Raw genomic sequence first — 22533 nt, 5'->3', positions numbered from 1 at the left:
CCACCCATGATCGGCTCGCGCATCGTCGCCGTCGGCCACTACCAGCCCGCCCGGGTCCTCACCAACGAGGACCTGGCGGGCATGGTCGACACCAGCGACGAGTGGATCACGAGCCGGGTGGGCATCCGCACCCGTCACATCGCCGGCCCCGACGAACCGGTCGACGAGCTGGCCGCGCACGCCGCCGCCAAGGCACTGGCGGCGGCCGGCCGGACACCCGCCGAGATCGACCTCGTGCTGGTCGCCACGTCCACCGCCATCGACCGTTCGCCCAACATGGCCGCCCGCGTCGCGGCCCGCCTCGGCATGCCCGGGCCCGCCGTCATGGACATCAACGTGGTGTGCGCCGGCTTCACCCACGCCCTCGCCACCGCCGACCACGCCGTACGGGCCGGTGGCGCGAGCCGGGTGCTGGTCGTCGGCGCCGACAAGATGTCCGACGTGGCCGACTGGACCGACCGCACCACCTGCGTCCTCGTCGGCGACGGGGCGGGCGCCGCCGTGGTGGAGGCCTGCGCCCCGGGCGGGGAGGCGGGGATCGGGCCGGTGCTGTGGGGCTCCGTGCCCGGGATGGGACACGCGGTGCGGATCGAGGGGACGCCGCCGAGGTTCGCGCAGGAGGGGCAGAGCGTCTACCGCTGGGCGGCCACCCAGCTGCCGGTCGTCGCCCGCCAGGCCTGCGAGAAGGCGGGGCTGGCGCCCGAGGACCTCGCCGGGGTCGTCCTGCACCAGGCCAACCTGCGGATCATCGAACCCCTCGCACGCCGGCTCGGCGCCGTCAACGCCGTCGTCGCCCGCGATGTCACCGAGTCCGGCAACACCTCGGCCGCCAGCATCCCGCTCGCCTTCTCCAAGCTCGTCGAACAGGGCGCGGTGACGACCGGCGACCCGGTGCTGCTCTTCGGCTTCGGCGGGAACCTGTCGTACGCGGGACAGGTCGTGCGCTGCCCCTGAGTCCCGGATCGGTGTGACGAGGCCGACTCCGCCGCCCCCTGGCACTTCATGCGCCGTAGACTGTAGACGAAAGACAATCACTACCGGCGTTGCGGTGCACCGGCGTTCGCGGAGGTGCGCGGCACGGCCGAGGAGGGGGACCGCGATGTTGTCGACCGGACTGCCCCAGGGGGCGGTGCCCAGGCTCGAACGGCCCGGACCGCTGCGCGACCGGGTCTACGAGGCGCTGCTCGAACTCATCACCACCCGCGCCCTCCAGCCCGGCCAGCACCTCGTCGAGAGCGAACTCGCCGGTCACCTCGGTGTCTCCCGCCAGCCGGTGCGCGAGGCGCTGCAACGGCTCAACACCGAGGGCTGGGTCGATCTGCGGCCCGCGCAGGGCGCGTTCGTGCACGAGCCGACGGAGGAGGAGGCCGACCAGCTCCTCACCGTCCGTACGCTGCTGGAGGCGGAGGCGGCCCGGCTGGCCGCGGGCAACGCCGACGGCGCGGGCGTGGAGGCCCTGGAGGAGATCCTGGCCGAGGGCCTCGAGGCCGTCGACGCCGACGACGTGGACGCCGCCGTCGCCCTCAACGCCCGCTTCCACGCCAAGATCATGGAGCTGGCCGGGAACGCCGTGCTCGCCGAACTCGCCGCCCAGGTCGACCGGCGGGTGCGCTGGTACTACACACCCGTCGCCCGGCAGCGCGGCGGGCAGTCCTGGGTCGAGCACCGCGAGCTGATCGCGGCCGTCGCCGCCCACGACGGGCAACTGGCCACCCGGCTCATGCGCGAACACACCGAGCACACCCGGCGCTCGTACCACGCGCGCGCGCAGTCCTGAGCAGACCCGAGGGCACCTTTCACCCCGTTTTCCACCTGTTTCCGGGCATCCTCGTGCAGTCCTTTGTCCTGTGAGTGGAAAAAGTAGGGGGCAATTCCTGCGCGACTTCTTCCCACCTCCGGCAGCCGCTGCTAACTTCCCATCCGAAAGCACGCCACACACGTGGCCGGAATCCGGCACGCACAGGCCGATCGAGGCGGGGAGGGGCTCGTGAGACGTATGACAGCGCGACCCGCCAACGCCCACCAGGCGCGACTGCTCAGGCTGTTGCGCGACGGTGGACCCAACTCCCGTGCCCAGCTGGGCGACCAGGTCGACCTCTCCCGGTCGAAACTGGCCGTGGAGGTGGACCGGCTGCTGGAGACGGAACTCGTCGTGGCCGACGGACTCGCCGCCTCGCGCGGCGGCCGGCGCTCCCACAACATCCGCCTCAACCCGCACCTGCGTTTCCTCGGTGTCGACATCGGCGCGACCTCGGTCGACGTCGCCGTCACCAACGCCGAGCTGGAGATCCTCGGGCACATCAACCAGCCCATGGACGTACGCGAGGGACCGGTCGCGGTCTTCGAGCAAGTACTCGCCATGGCGGCGAAGTTGAAGGCCTCGGGGCTCGCGGAGGGGTTCGACGGCGCCGGCATCGGCGTCCCGGGCCCGGTCCGCTTCCCCGAGGGCGTCCCGGTGGCTCCGCCGATCATGCCGGGCTGGGACGGCTTCCCCGTGCGGGAGGCGCTCAGCCAGGACCTCGGCTGCCCGGTCATGGTCGACAACGACGTGAACCTGATGGCGATGGGGGAGCAGCACGCGGGCGTCGCCCGCACCGTGCACGACTTCCTCGTCGTCAAGATCGGTACCGGCATCGGCTGCGGCATCGTCGTCGGCGGTGAGGTCTACCGCGGTACGACGGGCAGCGCGGGCGACATCGGACACATCCAGGCCGTGCCCGACGGCCGTCCGTGCGCCTGTGGCAACCGGGGCTGCCTGGAGGCCCACTTCTCCGGCGCGGCCCTCGCCCGGGACGCCATGGAGGCCGCCGAACAGCGGCACTCCGCCGAACTCGCCGGCCGGCTGGAGGCGAACGGCACGCTCAGCGCCGTCGACGTCGCCGCCGCGGCCGCGGCCGGTGACGCCACCGCCCTCGATCTGATCCGCGAGGGCGGCAACCGCACCGGCCAGGTCATCGCCGGCCTGGTCAGCTTCTTCAACCCCGGCCTGGTGGTGATCGGCGGCGGGGTGACCGGCCTCGGCCACACCCTGCTCGCCGCGATCCGCACCCAGGTCTACCGCGGCTCGCTGCCCCTGGCCACCGGCAACCTGCCCATCGTGCTGGGTGAGTTGGGACCCACCGCCGGAGTCATCGGCGCGGCCCGGCTCATCAGCGACCACCTGTTCTCACCCGCGTAGGCGACCTCACCACTTCTTCGTCGCACCTGCTCCAGGCACCACCGCTCCACCGCATCCGCGCTCACGGCACCCGCCTCCACCGCACCTGCTCCCAGCACCCGCCTCCACCGCACGGAACAGTCCACCCGTACAGGCACGCCGCCGCCCTACCCCGCCCTGCCCGAAAACGCCTGCCCCGCAAGGGGATCGCCCTGACACCGGCCCGTACGCCCGCCGAGGGGAATCCGCATGGCACCACAACCACCGCTGCTCAGCATGTCCGGCATCACCAAGTCGTTCCCCGGAGTCCGGGCCCTGGACGGCGTCGACCTCGACGTCCAGGCCGGCGAAGTGCACTGCCTGCTCGGCCAGAACGGCGCCGGGAAGTCCACCCTGATCAAGGTGCTGGCCGGCGCCCACCAGCCCGACACCGGCACCATCCGCTGGCGCGGCGAGGACGTCACGCTGCGCTCGCCGATCGCCGCCATGCGCCTCGGCATCGCCACCATCTACCAGGAACTCGACCTGGTGGAGCACCTGTCGGTGGCCGAGAACGTCCACCTGGGCCACGAGCCGACCACGGCCGGCTTCGTCGTCCGCTCGGGAGCGGCGAAGGCGTCGACGGCGCAGTTGCTGAAACGGCTCGGGCACCCCGAGATCGACCCGGCCCGGCTGGTCGGCGAACTCTCGGCGGCGCACCAGCAGATCGTGTCCATGGCGCGGGCGCTCTCCCACGACGTACGGCTCATCGTGATGGACGAGCCGTCCGCCGCCCTCGACCCCGACGAGGTCGACAACCTCTTCCGCATCGTCGGCGACCTCACCGCCGACGGAGTCGCGGTCGTCTACATCTCGCACCGTCTGGAGGAGATCCGGCGCATCGGCGACCGGGTGACCGTGCTGAAGGACGGCCGGGCCGTGGCGGGCGGGCTGCCCGCGAAGTCGACGCCGACCCGCGAGGTCGTCGCGCTGATGACCGGACGCAACGTCGAGTACGTCTTCCCGGAGCGGCCCGCCGTCGCCCCGCGGGGCGAACCGGTGCTCACCGTCGAAGGGCTGTCCCGCCAGGGCGAGTTCGCCCCGCTCGACCTCCAGGTGCGCCCCGGGGAGATCGTCGGGCTCGCCGGACTGGTCGGCTCCGGGCGCTCCGAGATCCTGGAGACCGTCTACGGCGCCCGCAAGCCGGACACCGGCCGGGTCCTCGTCGACGGGCGCCCCCTGAGGCCGGGCAGCGTACGGGCCGCCGTGCGCGCCGGACTCGGGCTCGCCCCCGAGGAACGCAAGGCGCAGGCCCTGCTGATGCTGGAGTCCGTCACCCGCAATGTGTCGGTCTCCTCCATGTCCCGCTTCGCGAAGGCCGGCTGGATCGACCGCGGTGCCGAACTGGGGGCGGCCCGCGCGGCGGTCCGCGAGCTGTCCCTGCGGCCCGACAACCCCGACGTGCCCGTGCGCACCCTGTCCGGCGGCAACCAGCAGAAGGCCGTGCTCGCCCGCTGGCTGCTGCGCGGCTGCCGGGTGCTGCTGCTCGACGAACCCACCCGCGGCGTCGACGTGGGCGCCCGCGCCGAGCTCTACGCGGTCGTCCGCCGGCTGGCGGACGAAGGCCTCGCGGTGCTGCTGGTCTCCAGCGAGGTGCCCGAGGTGCTCGGTCTCGCCGACCGCGTCCTGGTGCTGCGCGAGGGCAGCGTCGTCCACACGGCGCCCGCCCGCGAGCTCGACGAACACCGTGTACTCGACCTGGTCATGGAAGGAAGCCCGGCGTCATGACGCAGCCCGTCTCCCCGCCGCGGGACAGCGCCCCCAAGGTGCCGTCGGCCGGCGAAACACCCGCCTGGCGCGCCGTGCTGTTCCGCGCCGACGTCCGCACGCTGTCGCTGCTCGGCGTGCTCGCCGTACTGATCCTCATCGGCGGCATCACCAAACCGGACGAGTTCCTGGACACCCGCAACCTCCAGCTCGTCCTCACCCAGGCCTCCGTCATCGGTGTCGTCACCGTCGGCATGACCTTCGTCATCATCTCCGGCGGCATCGACCTTTCGGTCGGCGCGATCGTCGCCCTCTCCTCGGTGTGGGCCACCACCGTCGCCACCCAGGAGTACGGCTTCGCGGGCATCCTCTTCACCGCCGTCCTCGTCGGACTGGGATGCGGCCTGGTCAACGGCGTGCTCATCGCGTACGGCGGGATGGTCCCGTTCATCGCCACCCTCGCCATGCTCGCCTCGGCCCGCGGTCTCGCCCTGCAGATCACCGACGGGCGGACGCAGATCGTCACCATCGACGGCGTCCTCGACCTCGGTGAGCGCGACTCCTACATCCTCGGTGTACCGCCACTGGTCCTGGTGTTCGCCGCCGTCACCGTCGTCGGCTGGCTGGTGCTCAACCGGACCACCTTCGGCCGCCGCACCGTCGCCGTCGGCGGCAACGCGGAGGCCGCCCGGCTCGCCGGCATCGACGTACGCCGCCAGCGGCTCTACCTCTACCTGCTGTCCGGGCTGTGCTGCGGCATCGCCGCCTTCCTGCTGATCGTGCTGGCCGGCTCCGGCCAGAACACCAACGGCAACCTCTACGAACTCGACGCCATCGCCGCCGCGATCATCGGCGGCACCCTGCTCACCGGAGGCCGCGGCACCATCGTCGGCTCCGTCCTCGGCGTCCTGATCTTCACCACGATCACCAACATCTTCGCCCTGAACAACCTGCAGAGCGACGTCCAGCAGATCGCCAAGGGCGCGATCATCGTCGCCGCCGTGCTGGTCCAGCGCCGTACCGCGAGCACGACCTGAAGAAGGGGTTCACCACCATGCCAGAGTTCACCAGCCGCAGAGGTCTTCTCTTCGGAGCGGCCGCCGTCTCCGCCGGCGTCCTCGTCACCGGCTGCACCAGCAACGAGTCCAGCGACGACGAGCCCGCCGCGAACGACCAGCCGGCCGCCGACGACAAGCCCGGCAAGCCGGTCACCATCGGCTTCGCCGGACCGCAGGCCGACCACGGCTGGCTCAACGCCATCAACGACAACGCCAAGAAGCGGGCGGAGAAGTACTCCGACGTCACCCTGGAGATCACCGAGGGCTCCAACGACACCGCCCAGCAGATCGGCCAGATCGAGACCCTCATCAACAAGAAGGTCGACGTCCTGGTGATCCTGCCCGCCGACGGCAAGGCGCTCACCCAGGTCGGGCTGAAGGCGATGCGCGCCGGCATCCCCGTCGTCAACCTCGACCGCATCTTCAACACCCCGCAGGCGTACCGCTGCTGGGTCGGCGGCGACAACTACGGCATGGGCCTCAACGCCGGCCACTACATCGGCGAGAAGCTCAAGGACAAGCCGGACGCCAAGGTCGTCGAGCTGGCCGGCCTGGACAACCTGGAGCTGACCAAGCAGCGCACCCAGGGCTTCGACGACGCGCTGAAGAACTACCCCAACATCAAGAAGGTGGCCCGCCAGGCCGCCGAGTTCACCGTCGAGTCCGGCCAGGCCAAGATGGCCCAGCTGCTCCAGGCCCAGTCGCAGATCGACGCGCTGTGGAACCACGACGACGACCAGGGCGTGGGAGCGCTGCGCGCCATCGAACAGGCCGGGCGCGACGAGTTCCTGATGGTGGGCGGCGCGGGCGCGCTCTCCGCTTTCGAGGCCATCAAGGCCGACAACGGAGTCCTGAAGGCCACCGTCCTGTACCCGCCGACGATGGCCGCCTCCGCGATCGACCTCGCCCGCGCCCTCGGCCAGGACAAGGGCGTCGGCGGCCTCGCGGAGTTCGAGATCCCCTCGACGGTGACCTGCTACTCGGCCGTCGTCGACAAGGAGAACATCGACAAGTACATGTCCACCGGCTTCAAGTGAGGAGCCCCGCCCCACGGGCCTGACCAGCCCCCCGGGCGGGGCCCACCCCCGCCCGCCACGACGACGAGGAGGACATCCGAATGGCACAGCCGCAAGCGTCCGACGGGGCGGAGACGGGGAAGCCACCGCTGCGCATCGGCATGGTCGGTTACGCCTTCATGGGTGCCGCCCACTCCCAGGGCTGGCGCACCGCGGGACGCGTCTTCGACCTGCCGCTGAGTCCCGACATGGCCGTGATCTGCGGCCGGGACGCCGACGCCGTGCGCGCGGCGGCCGACCGGCACGGCTGGGCGGAGACCGAGACGGACTGGCGCGCCCTGGTCGAACGGGACGACATCGACCTCGTCGACATCTGCACCCCCGGCGACAGCCACGCCGAGATCGCGCTCGCCGCGCTCGCCGCCGGCAAGCACGTGCTGTGCGAAAAACCCCTCGCCAACACCGTCGAAGAGGCCGAGGCGATGACCCGCGCCGCCGAAGAGGCCGGAGCACGGGGCCGGTTGGCGATGGTCGGCTTCAACTACCGCCGGGTCCCCGCGACCGCGCTGGCCCGGCGGATGGTGGCCGAGGGCCGGATCGGGAAGCTGCGGCACGTGCGGGTCGCGTATCTGCAGGACTGGCTGGTGGACCCGCAGTTCCCGCTGACCTGGCGGCTGCGCCGCGAGCACGCCGGCTCCGGTTCGCTCGGCGACCTCGGCGCGCACATCGTCGACCTGGCGCAGTACCTGGCCGGTGAGCGGCTGGCGGGCGTCTCCGCGCTCACCGAGACGTTCGTACGGGAGCGGCCGCTGCCCGGCGCCTCCACCAGCGGCCTGGCCGCCGTCTCCGCGGCCGGCACCGGTCAGGTCACCGTGGACGACGCAGCCCTGTTCACCGGGCGGTTCGCCTCCGGCGCCCTCGCCTCCTTCGAGGCCACCCGGTACGCCACCGGACGCAAGAACGCCCTGCGCATCGAACTCAACGGCGAGCGCGGTTCGCTCGCCTTCGACCTGGAGCGGCTCAACGAGCTGTCGTACCACGACGGCACCGAGCCGGGAACACACGCCGGCTTCCGCCGCATCCTCGTCACCGAACCCGACCACCCCTACCTCGAGGCATGGTGGCCGCCGGGCCACGGCCTCGGCTACGAGCACACCTTCGTGCACCAGGCGCGCGACCTGGTACACGCGGTCGCCGAGGGCCGTACGCCCGAACCCTCCTTCGCCGACGGGCTGCAGGTGCAGCGCGTCCTGGCGGCGGTGGAGGAGAGCGCCGAGAAGAACTCCGTCTACACACCGATCGCCGCCTGAGGAGGACGGATAGGGATGCCGCGCAACTTCACGCTGTTCACCGGCCAGTGGGCGGACCTGCCGCTGGAGGAGGTCTGTCGACTCGCCCGCGACTTCGGCTACGACGGTCTCGAACTCGCCTGCTGGGGCGATCACTTCGAGGTGGACAAGGCGCTCGCCGACCCGGCCTACGTCGCCGGCCGCCACCAGCTCCTGGAGAAGTACGGCCTGAAGTGCTGGGCGATCTCCAACCACCTGGTGGGACAGGCGGTGTGCGACGCCATCATCGACGAACGCCACCGGGCGATCCTGCCCGCCCGCATCTGGGGCGACGGCGAGGCCGAGGGCGTACGGCAGCGGGCCGCCGCCGAGATCAAGGACACCGCGCGCGCCGCGGCCCTCCTCGGCGTCGACACCGTCATCGGCTTCACCGGCTCCGCCATCTGGCACCTGGTCGCCATGTTCCCGCCCGCCCCCGAGTCGATGATCGAGCGCGGCTACGAGGACTTCGCCGAGCGGTGGAACCCGATCCTGGACGTCTTCGACGCCGAGGGCGTGCGGTTCGCGCACGAGGTCCACCCCAGCGAGATCGCCTACGACTACTGGACGACCGTACGCGCCCTGGACGCGGTCGGCCGCCGGCCGGCCTTCGGTCTCAACTTCGACCCCTCCCACTTCGTGTGGCAGGACCTCGACCCGGTCGGTTTCCTTCTGGACTTCCGTGACCGGATCTACCACGTCGACTGCAAGGAGGCCCGCAGACGCCTCGACGGGCGCAACGGCCGCCTCGGTTCCCACCTGCCGTGGGGCGATCCCCGGCGCGGCTGGGACTTCGTCTCCGCCGGCCACGGCGACGTCCCCTGGGAGGACGTCTTCCGCATGCTGCGCTCCATCGACTACCAGGGCCCCGTCTCCGTCGAATGGGAGGACGCCGGCATGGACCGGCTCCAGGGCGCCCCCGAGGCACTCACCCGCCTCAAGGCCTTCGACTTCGAGCCGCCCAGCGCGTCCTTCGACGCCGCGTTCAACAGCTGATCCGAGCGCCCGACCGCAGGTCGGGGACGGGGACCGGAGCATCTGCCGGTCCCCGGGTCCGGCCTGCCCGGATCCCGCTTTGTCCTGAGTTGGGAAAAAGTTCAACCGGTTCTGGTCCAAGGGGTGTTCGCCCCGGATGAACGCGGTTACCGTCCCTGAAGTGTTCAGGACACCCACGCCTCCGGGGTGACGGCGCACCCCGGCGCCCACACGCACCGCACGTCTTCGCACCCGTTCCGTACGGCTCCACTCCGTTCCCGGAGGAACTTCGTGCACAGAAGCAGACTCAAACCCCACCCCACCACGCGGCGTCCCGGCCTTCGCACCGGCCTCGCCCTCTTCACCGGCCTGCTGCTGGCCGTGGGCACCCCGGCGACCGTCGCCGGTGCCCACCCCGGCCACCCGGAGCACGACGAACCGGCCGCGGCGGAGGGGCAGTTCCAGCAGGTACCGCTCGCCAAGGGCGAGCCCGAGATGGGCGAGCCGATGTCGCTCGCCGTGCTCCCGAACCGCAGCGTCCTGCACACCTCGCGCGACGGCACCCTGCGCCTCACCGACCAGGGCGGCGTCACCAAGGTCGCCGGCAAGATCCCCGTCTACAGCCATGACGAGGAGGGTCTGCAGGGCGTCGGCATCGACCCGGACTTCGAGGACAACCGGGCGATCTACCTCTACTACGCCCCGCCGCTCGACACCCCCGCGGGCGACGCCCCCGAGACCGGTACCGCCGAGGACTTCAAGAAGTTCGACGGCGTCAACCGCCTCTCCCGCTTCGTCCTCAACGGCAACGGCACGCTGGACATGGCCAGCGAGAAGAAGGTCCTGGACGTCGCGGCCTCCCGCGGCACCTGCTGCCACGTCGGCGGTGACATCGACTTCGACGCCGAGGGCAACCTCTACCTGTCGACCGGCGACGACACCAACCCCTTCGCCTCCGACGGCTTCACGCCGATCGACGAGCGGCCCGACCGCAACCCGGCCTTCGACGCCCGCCGCAGTTCCGGCAACACCAACGACCTGCGCGGCAAGATCCTGCGCGTCAAGGTCGCCGAGGACGGCTCGTACACGATCCCGGACGGCAACCTCTTCGCCCCGGGCACCGAGAAGACCCGCCCCGAGATCTACGCGATGGGCTTCCGCAACCCGTTCCGGATGAGCGTCGACGACAAGACCGGCACCGTCTACGTCGGTGACTACGGCCCCGACGCCGGCGCCGCCGACCCGAACCGGGGCCCCGCGGGCCAGGTCGAGTTCGCCAAGGTCACCAAGGCCGCCAACTTCGGCTGGCCGTTCTGCACCGGCGACAACGACGCCTACGTCGACTACGACTTCGCCACCGGAGCCTCCGGCGAGAAGTTCGACTGCGCCGCCCCGAAGAACACCTCCCCGCACAACACCGGCCTCGTCGACCTGCCGCCCGCGCAGGCCGCCTGGATCCCCTACGACGGCGGCTCCGTACCCGAGTTCGGCAGCGGCTCCGAGTCCCCGATGGCCGGCCCGGTCTACCGCTACGACCCCGAGCTCGAGTCCTCGGTGAAGTTCCCCGAGGCGTACGACGGCGACTTCTTCGCCGGCGAGTTCGGCCGCCGCTGGATCAAGCGGATCGAGCAGACCGAAGACGGACCCGACGGCACGGTCGCGAAGATCAACGACTTCCCGTGGACCGGCACCCAGATCATGGACATGGAGTTCGGCCCCGACGGCGCGCTCTACGTCCTGGACTACGGCGTCTCCTGGTTCCAGGGCGACGAGAACTCCGCGCTGTACCGGATCGAGAACGCCGAGGACGGTTTCTCCCCGATCGCCGAGGTCGGCGCGGACCGGACGTCCGGCGCGGCCGGCCTGAAGGTCAGGTTCACCGGTACCGCCAAGGACGCCGACTCCCCGGACCTCACCTACAGCTGGGACTTCGGCGACGGCACCAAGGGCGAGGGACTCACCCCCACCCACAAGTACAAGAAGGTCGGCACCTACACCGCGACCTTCACCGCGAAGGACCCCGAGGGCAACACCGGCAACGCCAGCACCCGGATCGTGGTCGGCAACACCGAGCCCACGGTGAAGATCACCGTCCCGGGCAACGGCAGCCTGGCCGCCTTCGGCGAGCCCGTCCCGTTCAAGGTGACCGTCACCGACCCCGAGGAGACCGTCGACTGCTCCAGGGTCAAGGTCGCCTACAGCCTCGGCCACGACTCCCACGCCCACGAGCTGACCAGCGAGATGGGCTGTGAGGGCACCCTCAAGCCGCCCGCCGGGGACGGCGGTCACGACCCCAACGCCAACATCTACGGTGTTGTCGGCGCCAGCTACACCGACGGCGGCGCCAATGGCCAGGAGGCCCTGACCGGCACCGCGCGCACCGTGCTCCAGCCGCTGCACCGCCAGGCCGAGCACTTCGGCGCCCAGCAGGGCGTGTCGGTGATCGACAAGACCGGCGCCAACGGCGGCAAGACCGTCGGCGACATCAACGACGGCGACTGGATCTCCTTCAGCCCCTACCTGTTCAAGGGCCAGAAGAAGATGACCGTACGGGCCTCCTCCGGCGGCGCAGGCGGCTTCGTCGAGCTGCGCACCGGCTCGCCCACCGGCAAGCTGCACGGCTCGGCGTACATCCCGCCGACCGGCGGCTGGGAGACGTTCCAGGACGTCGACGTGCCGCTGCGGTCGCTGCCGAAGAAGACCACGGAGATCTACCTGGTCTTCCGGGGCGGCGACGGCGCGCTGTACGACGTGGACGACTTCGAGTTCTCCACCGAGCCGTTCAAGAAGGGCAAGAAGGTCCTGGTCTTCTCCAAGACGGCGGGCTTCCGGCACGACTCCATCCCGGAGGGCGTCGCCGCGCTGAAGGAGCTCGGCGCCCCGGCCGGCATCTCGGTCACCGCGACCGAGGAGGCCGGACAGTTCACCACGGCCAACCTCGCCAAGTACGACGCGGTGGCCTTCCTCTCCACCACCGGTGACGTCCTCGACGCCGACCAGCAGAAGGCGTTCGAGAACTACGTCAAGAACGGCGGCGGCTACATGGGCATCCACGCCGCCGCCGACACCGAGTACGACTGGGAGTTCTACGGCGGTCTCGTCGGCGCCTACTTCGACTCGCACCCGGCCATCCAGAAGGCCACCGTGCGCGTCCACGACCACGACCACCCGTCCACCGCGCACCTGGACGACGCGTGGGAGCGCACCGACGAGTGGTACAACTACCGCACCAACCCGCGTGAGCAGGCCAAGGTCCTCGCCACCCTCGACGAGACGACCTACGACGGCGGCTCCATGAAGGGTGACCACCCGATCGCCTGGTGCCAGAGCTACGGCGGCGGCCGGTCCTTCTACACCGGCGGCGGCCACACCAAGGAGTCGTACGCCGACGAGGCGTTCCGCAACCACCTGCTCGGCGGCCTGCGGTACGCCACCGGCCAGGTGAAGGCGGACTGCAAGCCGGACAAGGGCTACCGGGAGATCTTCAACGGCCGGACCCTGGACGGCTGGAAGCAGGCCGGCCCCGGCAAGTTCGACGTCAAGGACGGCACCCTGGTGTCCGAGGGCGGCATGGGGCTGCTCTGGTACCAGGCCAAGGAGCTGGAGTCGTACTCCCTCACGCTCGACTGGAAGATGCGGGGCGACGACAACTCCGGGATCTTCGTGGGCTTCCCGGCCTCCGACGACCCCTGGTCCGCGGTGAACAAGGGCTACGAGATCCAGATCGACGCCACGGACGCGGCCGACCGCACCACGGGCTCCGTCTACTCGTTCAAGTCGGCGAACATCAAGGCCCGTGACCAGGTCCTGCGGCCGCCCGGCCAGTGGAACTCCTACGAGATCAAGGTCCAGGGCGAACGCCTCCAGGTGTTCCTCAACGGAGTCAAGATCAACGACTTCACCAACAAGGACCCCCAGCGGAGCCTGACCGACGGCTACATCGGTCTCCAGAACCACGGAGCCGCCGACCAGGTCTCCTTCCGCGACATCCAGCTGAAGGAACTGCCCTCCTAAGGGCCCCGGAACGGCGGCGGGCGGAGGACGCCGGACCTCCGCCCGCCGTCCCGCCGGGCCCGCGCCCGGCACCCCGCTCGTCCCCTTCCGGCGCTCGCACCGGGTTCGCGTACGACAAGGAGGCTGCCCATGTCCGCCGAACCGTCCCTCCCCACCCCCTCCCCGGCCCCCCGCTTCGGCGTCTGGCTCATCGGGGCGCGCGGATCCGTCGCCACGACCGCGATCGCGGGCTGCGCCGCCGTCGCCGCCGGGCTCCACCCGCCGACCGGCATGGTCACCGAGACCCCCGGCTTCACCTCCTGCGGTCTGCCCCCGTTGTCGTCCCTCGTCTTCGGCGGTCACGACACCGTCGACTGCCCGCTGCCCAAACGTGCCGAGCACCTCGCCGACGGCGGCGTCCTGCCGCACGGCCTGCCGTCCGCCGTGCACGCCGAACTCGTCGCCGCCGACCGGGAGATCCGGCCCGGCGGCCCCCCGCCCGGTGACACCGACCGCACCCAGGACCAGTGGATCGACGTGTTCGCGGCCGACATCCGCGACTTCGTGCGCCGCCAGGACCTCGCGGGCGCCGTCGTGATCAACGTCGCCTCCACCGAGCCGGCCCCCACCGACGGCTCCCTGCCGCCCAGCTCCCTCTACGCGGCGGCCGCCCTGCGCGCCGGCTGCCCCTACGTCAACTTCACCCCATCCACGGGCCTGCACCACCCGGAGCTGGCCGCGCTCGCCGCGTCCTCGGGCCTGCCGTACGCGGGCCGCGACGGCAAGACCGGGCAGACCCTGCTGCGCTCCGTGCTCGGCCCGATGTTCCTGCAGCGCGCCCTCGCCGTGCGCGCCTGGTCCGGTACGAACCTCCTGGGCGGCGGCGACGGCGCCGCCCTCGCCGACCCCGCTGCCGCCGCCGCCAAGAACGCCGGCAAGGAACGCGTCCTCGCCGACACCCTCGGCACCACCCCCGAGGGCGAGGTCCACATCGACGACGTGCCCGCGCTCGGCGACTGGAAGACGGCCTGGGACCACATCGCCTTCGACGGCTTCCTCGGCGCCCGCATGGTCCTGCAGACCACCTGGCAGGGCTGCGACTCGGCCCTTGCCGCCCCCCTCGTCCTGGACCTGGCCCGGCTGACCGTCCGCGCCCGGCGGAAGGGTCTGACCGGCCCGCTGAGCGAGCTCGGCTTCTACTTCAAGGACCCGGTCGGGGACGGCCCGTCGTCCCTGGCCGAGCAGTACACGGAGCTGAGGCGCTTCGCCGAGCGTCTGACCCCCGACGCCGACGCCGACGCCGACGCCGACGCACACGGGACGCACCGATGAGCCGCCCGGCGCCCGGCCCCCGGAACACGCCGGCACCGGGCGATCCCGCGCAGGACACGCGTGGGCGGGGCGCGCCCGCGTGGGGCGCGCCCGCACCGGGAGGGGTCGCACCGGGCGGGGTCGCGTCGGCAGACGGCGCGTGCCCCGGTGACGGTGCCTCGCCCCCCGCGGGCACAGCGTCCCGCACTGCCCGCGCTGCCCGCCCTGACTCGGGCCGTGCGGGTGCCTGGGCGGAACTGCTGCGGCTGCCCGCGCTGTTCACCGTGCCCGGCGACGCTCTCGCCGGCGCGGCGGCGGCCGGTGCGCGTCCCGGGACCCGCACCCTGCTCGCGATCGGCTCCTCCCTGTGCCTGTACGAGGCCGGCATGGCCCTGAACGACTGGGCGGACCGCGCCGAGGACGCCGTGGAGCGCCCGCACCGTCCGCTGCCCTCCGGCCGCATCCGTCCGGCCGCCGCCCTCACCGTCGCCGGTGCCCTCACCGGCGCCGGACTGGCGCTCGCCGCCGGTGCGGGACGGCCCGCCCTCGCGGTGGCCGCGCCCCTGGCGGCGACCGTCTGGGCCTACGACCTCGCCCTGAAGCACACGCCCGCCGGTCCCGTGGCCATGGCCGCCGCCCGCGGACTCGACCTGCTCCTGGGCGCCGCGGCCACCGGCGGCGGCACCCGCGCCGCACTGCCCTCCGCCGCGCTGCTCGGCAGCCACACCCTCGCGGTCACGGCCGTGTCCCGCCGGGAGACCACCGGCGGCTCGGCCCTGGCCCCGCTGGCGGCCCTCGCGACGACGGGGGTGCTGACCCGGCTGGTCACCCACCGCCGCACCCGACCCCCGGCAGGCCGGCGGGCAGCAGCCGCCCCCGGCCTGCCGGGCTCCGGCCCGGCCGAGGGAACGCACCCGACTCCCGGCGCCCTCGCCACCGCCCTGGGCGTCGCCTACGCAGCCACGGCCGCCCGACCCTACGTCCACGCCGTGCTCAACCCGTCACCCCCGCTCACCCAACGCGCCGTCGGCGGCGGCATCCGCGCCACCATCCCGCTCCAGGCCGCGCTCACCGCCCGTTCCGGCGCGACCGCCACCTCCCTCCTGGTCGCGGCCCTGGCCCCGGCCGGCCGGATGTTCGCGAGAAGGGCCGGAATGAGGAAGGTGAGCATCACATGAGCCATAACCCGAACCAGGACGCGGGCCGGGACGCCACCGGGGACGGTGGTGTCCCGGCCCGGGAGGCGAGCGGGGACGTGGGCGGTCGCCCGGCCAGGCACGTGAGCCGGGAGGCGAGCGGGGAGGGCCGTGTTCCGGCCCGGGACGCGGGCGTGGACCCGGTCCCGATTCCGGCCCGGGACACGAGCCGGGACGCGGGCGCGGACCCGGCCCAGGACGTGAGCCGGGACGAGAACCGGAGCGCCCGCGCGCCTCTCCGCTTCGGCTACGGCACCAACGGCCTCGCCGACCTCCGCCTCGACGACGCCCTCGCCCTCCTCGCCGACCTCGGCTACGACGGCGTGGGCCTGACCCTCGACCACATGCACCTCGACCCGCTCGCCCCGGACCTCGCCGCCCGCACCCGCAGGGTCGCGCACCGGCTGGACGAGCTCGGGCTCGGCGTCACCGTGGAGACCGGCGCCCGCTATGTGCTCGACCCCCGCCGCAAGCACGGTCCGTCGCTGCTGGACGCCGACCCGGACGACCGCGCCCGCCGCGTCGGCCTCCTCCTGCGGGCGGTCCGTGTCGCCGCCGACCTCGGCGCGCACGCCGTGCACTGCTTCAGCGGCATCGTCCCCGACGACACCGACGAGGACACCGCCTGGAAACGCCTCACCGAGACGCTCACCCCCGTCCTGGACGCCGCCGCCACCGCCGGCGTCCCCCTCGCCGTCGAACCCGAACCCGGCCACCTTCTCGCCACCCTCGCCGACTTCCACCACCTGCGCCGCACGCTCGGCGACCCCGAGCCCCTCGGCCTCACCCTGGACATCGGCCACTGCCAGTGCCTCGAACCCCTCCCTCCCGCCGACTGCGTACGCGACGCCGCCCCCTGGCTGCGCCACGTCCAGATCGAGGACATGCGCCGGGGCGTCCACGAACACCTTCCCTTCGGCGACGGCGAGATCGACTTCCCGCCCGTCCTCGAGGCCCTCGCCGCCACCGGCTACCAGGGCCTGACGGTCGTCGAACTGCCCCGCCACTCCCACGCGGGCCCCCACTTCGCCGCCCACTCCCTCCCGTTCCTCCGCCGGGCCGCGGCGGCGTCCCCCCTCACGCACCGCTCGGGCGAGCCCTCCGCCACCCACTGAAGGGAGCCACACCCATGACGCAGCCACACGCCACCCACGTCACCCCCACCCCCCAGGACGCGGATGGCACCCCCGCCGGGCACGGCCCCCAGGGCACCACCCCCGCCCATGTCCCGCCCGCCGACCTGCGCGCCGCCCTCACCGCCGAGCTCGGCGGAGCCGCCCGCGCCTGGCTGGACCAGGCCCTCGACGAGGCCGCCGCCCACCCCGGCGCCCACGGCCCCATCTCGGTGTGGGAGCTGCGCCTCGCCGAGGCCGGCCGCCGCTGCGGACCCGCCCACGCCGACGCCGCCCGGGTCCTCGTCCTGCACGCCGCCCGCGCCGACACGGATGCCCTGAGCCGGGTCTACTCCCAGGGCACCGCCGACGAACGCCGCGCCGTCCTGCACGCGCTGCCCCACCTCGTGCCCGGCCCGGACGCCCTCCCGCTCGTCGAGGACGCCCTGCGCACCAACGACACCCGGCTTGTCGCCGCCGCCCTCGGCCCGTACGCCGCCCGGCACCTCGACACCCACCAGTGGCGGCACGCCGTACTGAAGTGCCTGTTCACCGGCGTCCCCGTCGACCGTGTGGCGGACCTGGACCGCCGGGCCCGCGGAGACGACGAACTCTCCCGCATGCTCGCCGACTACGCCGCCGAACGCACCGCCGCGGGCCGCACCGTCCCCGAAGACCTGCACCGCGTCCTGGCCCTGACCGAGTCCGAGCCTCCCGCGCCCGGCACCGCCGACCCCCACGGCAAGGAGTCCTGATGCGCATCTTCGACCCCCACATCCACATGACCTCCCGGACCACCGACGACTACGAGGCCATGCATGCCGCCGGCGTCCGCGCCGTCGTCGAACCCTCCTTCTGGCTGGGCCAGCCCCGCACCTCTCCCGACTCCTTCCGCGACTACTTCGACGCCCTGCTCGGCTGGGAACCCTTCCGGGCCGCCCAGTACGGCATCGCCCACCACTGCACCATCGCCCTCAACCCCAAGGAGGCGAACGACCCCAGGTGCCTGCCCGTCCTCGACGAACTGCCCCGCTATCTGGTCAAGGACCGGGTGGTGGCGGTCGGCGAGATCGGCTACGACTCGATGACGCCCGCCGAGGACACGGCCCTGGCCACCCAGCTCCAGCTGGCCGCCGACCACGGCCTGCCCGCCCTCGTGCACACCCCGCACCGCGACAAGCTGACCGGCCTGCGCCGCACCCTGGACGTGGTCCGCGAGTCCGCACTGCCGACGGACCGGGTGCTGGTCGACCACCTCAACGAGACCACCGTCGAGGAAGCCAGGGACAGCGGAGCCTGGCTCGGCTTCTCCGTCTATCCGGACACCAAGATGGACGAGGCCCGGATGGTCGCCCTGCTGCGCGAGTACGGCCCGGAAAAGGTCCTGGTGAACTCCGCCGCCGACTGGGGGAGAAGCGACCCGCTCAAGACCCGCAAGGTCGGAGACCTGATGCTCGCCGAGGGCTTCACGGAGGACGACGTGGACCGGGTGCTGTGGCGCAACCCTGTCGCCTTCTACGGGCTCAGCGGGCGACTGGAACTGGACGTGACCTCGGCCGACGCCACGCACGAGGGCAACTCCATCCTGCGCGGCGGGGCGTGAGCCATGCGCTTCCGCCACCCCGACGGCTCCACCGTCCACCTCGCCTACTGCACCAACGTGCACCCCGCCGAAACCCTGGACGGTGTCCTCGCCCAGCTCCGCGACCACTGCGAGCCGGTCCGCCGCCGCCTCGGCCGGGACAGGCTCGGCATCGGTCTGTGGCTCGCCAAGGACGCCGCGCACGCCCTCGTCACCGACCCCGCCGCCCTGCGCGGACTGCGCTGCGAACTCGAACGGCGCGGCCTGGAGGTCGTCACCCTCAACGGCTTCCCCTACGAGGGCTTCGGCGCCGAAGAGGTCAAGTACCGCGTCTACAAACCGGACTGGGCCGACCCCGGGCGCCTGGAGCACACCACCTCCCTGGCCCGCGTCCTCGCCGGACTGCTCCCCGACGACGTCACCGACGGCAGCATCTCCACCCTGCCCCTCGCCTGGCGCACCGCCTACGACGAGCAGCGCGCACGGACGGCCCACGCCGCCCTGCGCACCCTCGCCGAACGCCTCGACGCCCTCGAGGAGCTGACCGGACGCTCCATCCGCGTCGCCCTGGAACCGGAACCCGGCTGCGTCGTCGAGACCACCCGTGACGCCATCGCCCCGCTCACCGCGATCGCCCACGACCGCGTCGGCATCTGTGTCGACACCTGCCACCTCGCCACCTCCTTCGAAGACCCGCACACCGCTCTGGACGACCTCACCCGGGCCGGTGTGCCCGTGGTCAAGTCCCAGCTCTCCGCCGCCCTGCACGCCGAACAACCCCACCTCCCCGAGGTCCGCGAGGCCCTGGCCGCCTTCGCCGAACCCCGCTTCCTGCACCAGACCCGCACCTCCACCCTCGCCGGCCTGCGCGGCACCGACGACCTCGACGAAGCCCTGGCCGGCGACGCCCTGCCCGACGGGGCTCCCTGGCGCTCCCACTTCCACGTCCCGCTGCACGCGGCTCCCACCGCGCCCCTCACCTCCACGCTGCCCGTACTGAAGTCCGTGCTGACCCGGCTCGTCGGCGGCCCGCACCCGCTCACCCGCCACCTCGAGGTCGAGACCTACACCTGGCAGGCCCTCCCGCCCGAGCTGCGCCCCCGCGGCCGCACCCAGCTCGCCGACGGCATCGCCGCCGAACTCACCCTGGCCCGCGACCTCCTGACGGACCTCGGCCTGAAGGAACTCCCATGACCGACCCCACCCCCCTGCTCGTCCTCGACGTCGTGGGCCTCACCCCCCGTCTCCTCGACCACATGCCCCACCTCAAGACACTCGGCCAGTCCGGCTCCCGTGCCCCGCTCGGCACCGTCCTGCCCGCCGTCACCTGCGCCGCCCAGTCCACCTTCCTCACCGGCACCATGCCCTCGGAGCACGGCATCGTCGGCAACGGCTGGTACTTCCGCGAACTCGGCGACGTGCTGCTGTGGCGGCAGCACAACGGCCTCGTCGCCGGCGACAAGCTCTGGGACGCCGCCCGCCGCGCCCACCCCGGCTACACCGTCGCCAACATCTGCTGGTGGTACGCCATGGGCGCCGACACCGACATCACCGTCACCCCCCGTCCGGTCTACTACGCCGACGGCCGCAAGGAACCCGACTGCTACACCCGGCCGCCCGCCCTGCACGACGAACTCACCGGGAAACTCGGCACCTTCCCCCTGTTCCACTTCTGGGGCCCCGGCGCCGACCTGGTCTCCAGCCAGTGGATCATCGACGCCACCCGCCACATCATGCGCACCCGCCACCCCGATCTGACCCTGTGCTACCTCCCTCACCTCGACTACGACCTGCAGCGCTTCGGCCCCGACGACCCGCGTTCCCTGAAGGCGGCCGCCGACCTCGACGCCGCCCTGGCCCCGCTGCTCGACGACGCCCGCGCCGAGGGCCGTACCGTCGTCGCCCTGTCCGAGTACGGCATCACCCGCGTGAACCGGCCCGTGGACATCAACCGCGCCCTGCGCCGCGCCGGCCTTCTCGAGGTCCACACCCAGGACGGCATGGAGTACCTCGACCCGATGGCCTCCCGCGCCTTCGCGGTCGCCGACCACCAGCTGGCCCACGTCTACGTGCGCCGTCCCGAGGACCTCGACGCCACCCGCGCCGCCCTCGAAGGGCTGCCCGGTATCGAGCGACTCCTCGACGACGAGGGCAAGAAGACCCACCACCTCGACCACCCGCGCGCCGGCGAACTCGTCGCCGTCGCCGAACCCGACGCCTGGTTCACGTACTACTACTGGCTCGACGACGACCGCGCGCCCGACTTCGCGCAGCTCGTCGAGATCCACCGCAAACCCGGCTACGACCCGGTCGAACTCTTCATGGATCCCCTCGACCCCTACGTCAAGGTCAAGGCGGCCACCGCACTGGCGCGCAAGAAACTCGGCATGCGCTACCGCATGGCGGTCGTGCCCCTGGACCCCTCACCTATTCGCGGCAGCCACGGCCGCCTCCCCGCGAGCGACGACGACGGTCCGCTCCTCATCTGCTCCACCCCCCGCGCTGTCGGAGACCGCGTCGCGGCCACCGATGTCAAACAACTCCTGCTCCGGCTGGCCGGACTCGCCTGACGCACCACCCGGTACGTCCTCCGAGATCCGACTACCGAGAGTGAAACACACGGCACTGACAACGGCCGGCCCCGGCGGGACCGGAGCCGGCCACGACCGAGAAGGCAGGCCACTCGTGACCCTGTACTCCGACCCCTCCCGCACCGAGGCCACCGCCGCCGACGCCCCGGACGAGGGACTGCGCCGCACCCTCGGTGTGGACCGGCGCCGTTTCCTCAGCACCTGCACCGCCGTGGCGGCCGGAGCCGTCGCCGCCCCCGTCTTCGGCGCAGCCCCCGCCCTGGCCCACGACCGGGACAGAGACCACGACCACGGGCACGGGCACGGGCAGGTGCTCGTCCCGGCGCACAAGCGCGGCATCATCCTCTACACCGTCCGTGACGCCACCGCCCGCGACCCGCTCGCCACGGACCTGCCCTCCGGCTTCCGCGAGGTGTTCAGGCAGCTGGCCCGCCACGGCTACCGCCAGGTGGAGTTCGCGGGCTACCGCCAGCACGCGAACGCGCCCGGCGGCGACAACCTGGAATCCGTCGAGGGCGCCAGGCTGCTGCGCCGCTGGCTCGACGACTACGGTCTGCGCGCCCAGGGCAACCACGGCTTCATCCCGTCCTCCTGGCCGCTGACCACGTCGGACCTGGACACCTTCAAGAAGCACCTCGAGATCGCCAACATCCTCGGCATGGACCACATGGGTACCGGTGGCGACCCCACCGGCAGCTCCTACCGCGCCGACTGGGACGTGGCCGCCGACAAGTGGAACGCCCTCGGCGCGATCGCCCGCCGTGAGGGCATCAAGCTCTACACCCACAACCACGACAGCGCCTACGGCTTCCTGCTCGACGGCGGCCCGCTGGACGACCAGGGCCGGCCGACCCGCAGCTCCGGCATCCGGAAGCTGGAGTACTTCCTGAGGATCACCGACCCGAGGGCGGTCTGGCTGGAGATGGACATCTTCTGGGCGCACGTCGCCCAGTACAAGTTCCACACCTACACCGCCCACGACGGCTCCACCCGGAAGAACGTCTTCGACCCGGCCGGACTGGTCGCCCGCAACAACAAGCGCTACCCGCTGTTCCACGCCAAGGACGGTGTCGTCAGCACGACCAACGGCATGGGCTACGACATGGTGCCCTTCGGGACCGGCGTCATCGACTACACGACGTTCTTCTCGCGGGTCGGAGAGCGGAACTACCACAACCCGATGGTCGAGGACGACAACTCCCCGAGCGCCACCGACCCCGCGCAGTCGCTGCGTGAGGCCAAGATCAGCTACGACAACATGGCGGCCCTGCGCAAGCGGCGCCGCTGACCCGGAACCCGGACCGGGGGGGCCCCCCCCCGGGGGGGGGGGGGGGGGCCCCCCGCCCGGGGGGGGGGGGGGCGGGGCGGGCCACCCCCCCCCCCCCCCCGGGGGGGGGGGGGGGGCCCAACAACCCCCCCCCCCCCCCACAAAAAATATGGTGATAAGAAGAAAAAAAAAAAAAAGGGG

At 72.2% G+C, this 22533-nt stretch carries 17 protein-coding genes; all 17 read left to right on the top strand.

From position 1 onward, the window contains the following. Positions 1-6: 6 nt before the first annotated feature. Entirely contained in the window at positions 7-954 is a 948-nt protein-coding gene (locus ACH4VX_RS29345; protein ID WP_398371547.1) for a beta-ketoacyl-ACP synthase III, read from the top strand. A gap of 145 nt (positions 955-1099) precedes the next feature. Then, the gene (locus ACH4VX_RS29340; protein WP_398371545.1) at positions 1100-1777 is read left to right on the top strand and encodes a GntR family transcriptional regulator; all 678 of its coding nucleotides are present in this window, start codon (positions 1100-1102) and stop codon (positions 1775-1777) included. A 219-nt stretch (positions 1778-1996) separates the two neighbouring features. Further along, a complete protein-coding gene (locus tag ACH4VX_RS29335) occupies positions 1997-3178 on the top strand; it encodes an ROK family protein (protein ID WP_398371544.1) in 1182 nt (393 codons plus the stop codon). Between the two features lie 228 nt (positions 3179-3406). Beyond that, positions 3407-4924, top strand: a complete 1518-nt coding sequence (locus ACH4VX_RS29330; protein WP_398371542.1) for a sugar ABC transporter ATP-binding protein — start codon at positions 3407-3409, stop codon at positions 4922-4924. Continuing rightward, on the top strand, positions 4921-5940 hold the full coding sequence (locus tag ACH4VX_RS29325; protein WP_398371541.1) for an ABC transporter permease: 1020 nt from the start codon (positions 4921-4923) through the stop codon (positions 5938-5940). The genes ACH4VX_RS29330 and ACH4VX_RS29325 overlap by 4 nt, the downstream gene beginning before the upstream one ends. Positions 5941-5957: 17 nt before the next feature. Next, on the top strand, positions 5958-6998 hold the full coding sequence (locus tag ACH4VX_RS29320) for a substrate-binding domain-containing protein (RefSeq protein ID WP_398371540.1): 1041 nt from the start codon (positions 5958-5960) through the stop codon (positions 6996-6998). A gap of 80 nt (positions 6999-7078) precedes the next feature. After that, complete coding sequence (locus ACH4VX_RS29315) at positions 7079-8287, top strand: Gfo/Idh/MocA family protein (protein ID WP_398371539.1); 1209 nt, start codon at positions 7079-7081, stop codon at positions 8285-8287. Between the two features lie 15 nt (positions 8288-8302). Beyond that, on the top strand, positions 8303-9301 hold the full coding sequence (locus tag ACH4VX_RS29310; RefSeq protein WP_398371537.1) for a sugar phosphate isomerase/epimerase family protein: 999 nt from the start codon (positions 8303-8305) through the stop codon (positions 9299-9301). Positions 9302-9571: 270 nt separating this feature from the next. Continuing rightward, complete coding sequence (locus tag ACH4VX_RS29305; RefSeq protein ID WP_398371536.1) at positions 9572-13294, top strand: ThuA domain-containing protein; 3723 nt, start codon at positions 9572-9574, stop codon at positions 13292-13294. Positions 13295-13423: 129 nt separating this feature from the next. Further along, a complete protein-coding gene (locus tag ACH4VX_RS29300; protein WP_398371534.1) occupies positions 13424-14605 on the top strand; it encodes an inositol-3-phosphate synthase in 1182 nt (393 codons plus the stop codon). Beyond that, positions 14602-15762, top strand: a complete 1161-nt coding sequence (locus ACH4VX_RS29295) for an SCO3242 family prenyltransferase (RefSeq protein WP_398371532.1) — start codon at positions 14602-14604, stop codon at positions 15760-15762. The genes ACH4VX_RS29300 and ACH4VX_RS29295 overlap by 4 nt, the downstream gene beginning before the upstream one ends. Further along, complete coding sequence (locus tag ACH4VX_RS29290) at positions 15759-16895, top strand: sugar phosphate isomerase/epimerase family protein (protein WP_398371530.1); 1137 nt, start codon at positions 15759-15761, stop codon at positions 16893-16895. Before ACH4VX_RS29295 ends, ACH4VX_RS29290 begins: the two co-directional genes overlap by 4 nt. Before the next feature lie 14 nt (positions 16896-16909). Further along, the gene (locus ACH4VX_RS29285; protein WP_398371528.1) at positions 16910-17647 is read left to right on the top strand and encodes an EboA domain-containing protein; all 738 of its coding nucleotides are present in this window, start codon (positions 16910-16912) and stop codon (positions 17645-17647) included. Continuing rightward, entirely contained in the window at positions 17647-18495 is an 849-nt protein-coding gene (locus ACH4VX_RS29280; protein ID WP_398371527.1) for a TatD family hydrolase, read from the top strand. The genes ACH4VX_RS29285 and ACH4VX_RS29280 overlap by 1 nt, the downstream gene beginning before the upstream one ends. A 3-nt stretch (positions 18496-18498) precedes the next feature. Next, on the top strand, positions 18499-19668 hold the full coding sequence (gene eboE / locus ACH4VX_RS29275) for a metabolite traffic protein EboE (RefSeq protein WP_398371525.1): 1170 nt from the start codon (positions 18499-18501) through the stop codon (positions 19666-19668). Then, on the top strand, positions 19665-21044 hold the full coding sequence (locus tag ACH4VX_RS29270; protein ID WP_398371524.1) for a nucleotide pyrophosphatase/phosphodiesterase family protein: 1380 nt from the start codon (positions 19665-19667) through the stop codon (positions 21042-21044). Before eboE ends, ACH4VX_RS29270 begins: the two co-directional genes overlap by 4 nt. 115 nt (positions 21045-21159) lie before the next feature. After that, positions 21160-22353 (top strand): sugar phosphate isomerase/epimerase family protein, encoded by a 1194-nt coding sequence (locus ACH4VX_RS29265; RefSeq protein ID WP_398371523.1) that lies wholly within the window; start codon positions 21160-21162, stop codon positions 22351-22353. The last annotated feature ends 180 nt before the right edge of the window (positions 22354-22533 follow it).

The sequence above is a fragment of the Streptomyces sp. NPDC020731 genome, assembly GCF_044334705.1.
Taxonomy (GTDB): domain Bacteria; phylum Actinomycetota; class Actinomycetes; order Streptomycetales; family Streptomycetaceae; genus Streptomyces.
Note: the sequence above shows the minus strand (reverse complement) of the source record. Positions and strands in the feature narration are given on the sequence as shown.